Origin of the sequence: Klebsiella sp. C349492 (genome assembly GCF_042055345.1) — a bacterium.
GTDB lineage: Bacteria > Pseudomonadota > Gammaproteobacteria > Enterobacterales > Enterobacteriaceae > Klebsiella > Klebsiella scottii.
In genome coordinates, this window is sequence record NZ_JANQCE010000016.1 from 1 (window position 1) to 3,091 (window position 3,091).

Annotated in this window: 9 protein-coding genes; all 9 read right to left on the reverse strand. The window is 52.1% G+C overall.

What is annotated here, in order from left to right; translation table 11 throughout:
• Nucleotides 1-445 (reverse strand): glycoside hydrolase family 19 protein (locus NWP14_RS27670; protein ID WP_375216305.1); only part of this gene is annotated, 445 nt, incomplete at its 3' end.
• 102 nt (nucleotides 446-547) lie between these two features.
• Nucleotides 548-997, reverse strand: coding sequence for a Mor transcription activator family protein (locus NWP14_RS27675; RefSeq protein ID WP_375216306.1), 450 nt, complete (start codon nucleotides 995-997; stop codon nucleotides 548-550).
• Entirely contained in the window at nucleotides 994-1,413 is a 420-nt protein-coding gene (locus NWP14_RS27680; RefSeq protein WP_375216307.1) for a gp16 family protein, read from the reverse strand. The genes NWP14_RS27675 and NWP14_RS27680 overlap by 4 nt, the downstream gene beginning before the upstream one ends.
• Nucleotides 1,410-1,607 carry a hypothetical protein gene (locus NWP14_RS27685; protein ID WP_375216308.1) on the reverse strand — a complete coding sequence of 66 codons (198 nt, stop codon included), beginning with the start codon at nucleotides 1,605-1,607 and terminating at the stop codon, nucleotides 1,410-1,412. The genes NWP14_RS27680 and NWP14_RS27685 overlap by 4 nt, the downstream gene beginning before the upstream one ends.
• Nucleotides 1,588-1,827 carry a hypothetical protein gene (locus NWP14_RS27690; RefSeq protein WP_375216309.1) on the reverse strand — a complete coding sequence of 80 codons (240 nt, stop codon included), beginning with the start codon at nucleotides 1,825-1,827 and terminating at the stop codon, nucleotides 1,588-1,590. The genes NWP14_RS27685 and NWP14_RS27690 overlap by 20 nt, the downstream gene beginning before the upstream one ends.
• Nucleotides 1,824-2,261, reverse strand: coding sequence for a hypothetical protein (locus NWP14_RS27695; RefSeq protein WP_375216310.1), 438 nt, complete (start codon nucleotides 2,259-2,261; stop codon nucleotides 1,824-1,826). The genes NWP14_RS27690 and NWP14_RS27695 overlap by 4 nt, the downstream gene beginning before the upstream one ends.
• Nucleotides 2,258-2,521, reverse strand: a complete 264-nt coding sequence (locus tag NWP14_RS27700; RefSeq protein ID WP_375216311.1) for an eaa protein — start codon at nucleotides 2,519-2,521, stop codon at nucleotides 2,258-2,260. The genes NWP14_RS27695 and NWP14_RS27700 overlap by 4 nt, the downstream gene beginning before the upstream one ends.
• Nucleotides 2,514-2,792 carry a host nuclease inhibitor protein gene (locus NWP14_RS27705; RefSeq protein ID WP_375216312.1) on the reverse strand — a complete coding sequence of 93 codons (279 nt, stop codon included), beginning with the start codon at nucleotides 2,790-2,792 and terminating at the stop codon, nucleotides 2,514-2,516. The genes NWP14_RS27700 and NWP14_RS27705 overlap by 8 nt, the downstream gene beginning before the upstream one ends.
• On the reverse strand, nucleotides 2,792-3,091 hold a 300-nt coding region (locus tag NWP14_RS27710), incomplete at its 5' end, for a hypothetical protein (RefSeq protein ID WP_375216313.1). The genes NWP14_RS27710 and NWP14_RS27705, both read right to left, overlap by 1 nt.

Genomic DNA, 3,091 nt, shown 5'->3' on the forward strand with positions numbered 1-3,091 from the left:
CCAGGCCCAGGGCGATACCGGTTGCCCGGTAGTTGTTTTTAAACGTGGTCTGGATGGGGCCACGCCCACGATAGCGCCAGCCATCACCGGACGATTCCGGCCCGTTACCGCCCCGGTTGGCATACGCTCGGTTGGCCAGCTTTTCCGGGTTGCGCACATAGGCCTTGGCGAACTCGATTTCGGCAGGTTCAATCACACGATTGCTGTTGAGATCAAAACCGGTGATGAAAATCTGCGCGACGCGGCGGGGGTCTTTGTAATACAGGCTCTCGGATAGCACCGTTAAACCGGTGCTTTCATGGCAAACCTGAGCCAGAAACGCAGCCTGGCGTTTGGGGGTATCAATACCGAATTCAGCCATGGCAGACACAATCGGCATATGCCAGCGTTGTGCATTGGCTGGGGTGAGCTGGGCAGCTCGGCGTAACTGTTCAGGGGTTATCATAAAAAAGCACCATCCGGTGAAAGGGATAGTGCCAGCATGACAAAAACCATGGATGTTAAAGCGGGGACTGGGTTCGTCACCCTATGACAACAGGCAAATTTACTATAGCAGATCCAACTGTTGTGACGATACCTGGCGCTCAGCTAACAGCTTTTGAGCCCACCGGTCAGTAACCCCGTACTTCGGGCACAGCTTGATGCGCGCAAAGCGGGAGCTTTCACCAGCGGCCACCATGTCATTATGCTCCTTGATGAACTGGCGATTACGCCACTCACGCAGAGCGCTATCACAGCGTGGAACATAAACCGGCTCGCTGCCAAAATGTTTTTCTATTATCCTGGCCGTTTCCTTGCCGACCAGCTCAATGAGCAACTCACCACGCCTGTTACCCTTTTTGCGGATAGATTTCCCGACCTTATAAGTGATACCGCCGATGCTGCTAATCAGCACTTCGGTTTTAGCGTAGCCAATCAGTGAGATCAGCTCAATTACCACCTCCGGTAACAGCGATTCAACCTGGCTTAAATCGGGCTTAATCTCACTGTACTTCATGATTTCCCCCTGTTTTTGCGTCGCTTGGCGTCGATGATCAGCGCTTTCATCACCGATGACAGCTGCTCAACGGTCAACCACTCCAGCACATGCTGTTGGAACATGTGGGCGGCTAACCCCTCGGCGTAGTTCCACGGCTGCTTAGCCTCGGCCAGCAGCGCTTCAATCTTGGCCAGGATGGCTTCTTTTGAGCGCGCTACTTTTGGCCGGCGGCCATGCTTGGCGGATTTTCGCGGGAACCCTTGCTGATGCATGTATTCGCGAACCCGCTGCAGCTCCTCCAGGGAACACTGACGGCTGGACGTTTTACCGCCGGTGAGATTGGCCAGCACCTGGCGATAAGTCTCATCATCCAGACGCAAATACGCCTGGCCGGCTTTGATGGCCCCTATCAGGCCCTTTGCATTCGGTGTCATACCAGGCTCCCATAAACTTTGGGGTGATCGACAGTGGCCCACGCGATTTCGCGCTCTTCGTAAACCTCATAAGCGCCGCCGTCCCATTGAACGCCATAACGAAACCGCTCATCGGGCATGGCGAATACATTCACCACCACGCCTAATCCTGGCTGGGATGGCGATTTGACGATGCTACCGTTGGGGTATTTCATGGTTAACCTCCAGCGGGGCCAGGCGGTAGACAGATACGCCACCGATTTTGCCGATAACACGCACAACCGTTTTACCGCTGTGCAGGTGCCAGGCTTCCGAACGGGTCACCACTTCCTCGCTATCAGGGATGCCAACAACGGGGTAATAGCGAAAGCGTGAGCCCACAGGGAAACGCCGGTTAAAGTCTTTGGCGCTCATCTTTTTCAGTACGTTTTTCATGGCGTTGTATCCCCCTGAACCACTAAGCCGTGTGCCTGAACGGCCTTAGCACATTCATCAATCGCATCGTTATGCCACTTGAATGCCGTGCGGGTTGCTTTATCTCCACCCATTTTTAAATCGAACTTACTCGGCAGCTTTACCGGCGTGTTTACAATGGATTCCAATTCAGCGATGCGAGCATTCTTCACCATCCCTAGTTTTTTGGCGTTGTCCTGAGCTGTTTGGAATTTGGTTGCATAATCGGTTACTAAAGCCTCCAGTTCAGCAATCCGATTCAGCAGAGATTGGATGTATTCTGGCTCATAGATGTAAATCACCCGGCTGGGAGAGGCATTAACCTCATCTGCCATAGGAAACAGGTAGCCGTATTCATCGCTAATTTCGTCTTTATCAGTCCACGCAATTGGCTTGCTCAGGTCTTTGTCGTTCACGATTTCACCTCCAAACGCCAAACGGCCTGGCCGATACGGCTATACAACATGTCTTTGGTTACCAAACCCTCCCTGGCTAATTCTGCTAGCACTTTTCTGATTTCCGCGCACTTCCACGTCTCTTCCGGGAACCTTTTCTCAAGCGCACTACGGATGTTCCACGTAGCCATTCGAAATGGGTATTTCCCGCGTAGATTTATTTCCTGCTGTGCTGCGTTCTCTGTCATCACCCGCATGATTTTTTCTTTGACGTCACTCATCCTGCAACTCCTTATCTTTAATTAACGCGGCATAGTCTTTTTGTGCCCAACGGGTGAATTTAATAAAGGCGTTCATGCCCTCGTGCTGGTTAGGCGCTTCAGGGACACCCGGCACCAATAAGTCGTTGTTGGTGCGAGAATGGCGGGCGATTACCATGATGATGTTTTTCACGTCATCCTCTTGCCCTGAGATAATCGGTAATGCACCGTTAGGTACTTTCGTACCGAATTGAATTAGGCCGCTGGCCCAGGCATAAGCGATAACTTTCATTATTGGAACCTCCACAGTTTTTTATGGCGTTCAATAGCCTGTTTCATTTCAACGCGGGCAGCATTGGTGTGAATTTTGTTGCCGCGTGGGTCATAAAATTGAAAACGAGATTTAACGGGCAATTGCGGATGCTCGACCACCGTCGCCTTGTTGTTCAGGTGGTAAACTCGCTTTTCGCCGTTCTGCTGATGCTCGCAGCCGATGACAGAAAGAAAATTAGCCATGGCCAATCTCCCGACGCAGCCGGTCATTCTCTTTTTCCAGTTCGGTGACACGGCGAGCCAAATTATCCCGCTGTG

Coding starts and splice junctions, on each gene's coding strand:
- NWP14_RS27675 (WP_375216306.1), bottom strand. CDS start 997: ATGAAGTACAGTGAGATTAAGCCCGATTTAAGCCAGGTTGAATCGCTG.
- NWP14_RS27680 (WP_375216307.1), bottom strand. CDS start 1,413: ATGACACCGAATGCAAAGGGCCTGATAGGGGCCATCAAAGCCGGCCAG.
- NWP14_RS27685 (WP_375216308.1), bottom strand. CDS start 1,607: ATGAAATACCCCAACGGTAGCATCGTCAAATCGCCATCCCAGCCAGGA.
- NWP14_RS27690 (WP_375216309.1), bottom strand. CDS start 1,827: ATGAAAAACGTACTGAAAAAGATGAGCGCCAAAGACTTTAACCGGCGT.
- NWP14_RS27700 (WP_375216311.1), bottom strand. CDS start 2,521: ATGAGTGACGTCAAAGAAAAAATCATGCGGGTGATGACAGAGAACGCA.
- NWP14_RS27705 (WP_375216312.1), bottom strand. CDS start 2,792: ATGAAAGTTATCGCTTATGCCTGGGCCAGCGGCCTAATTCAATTCGGT.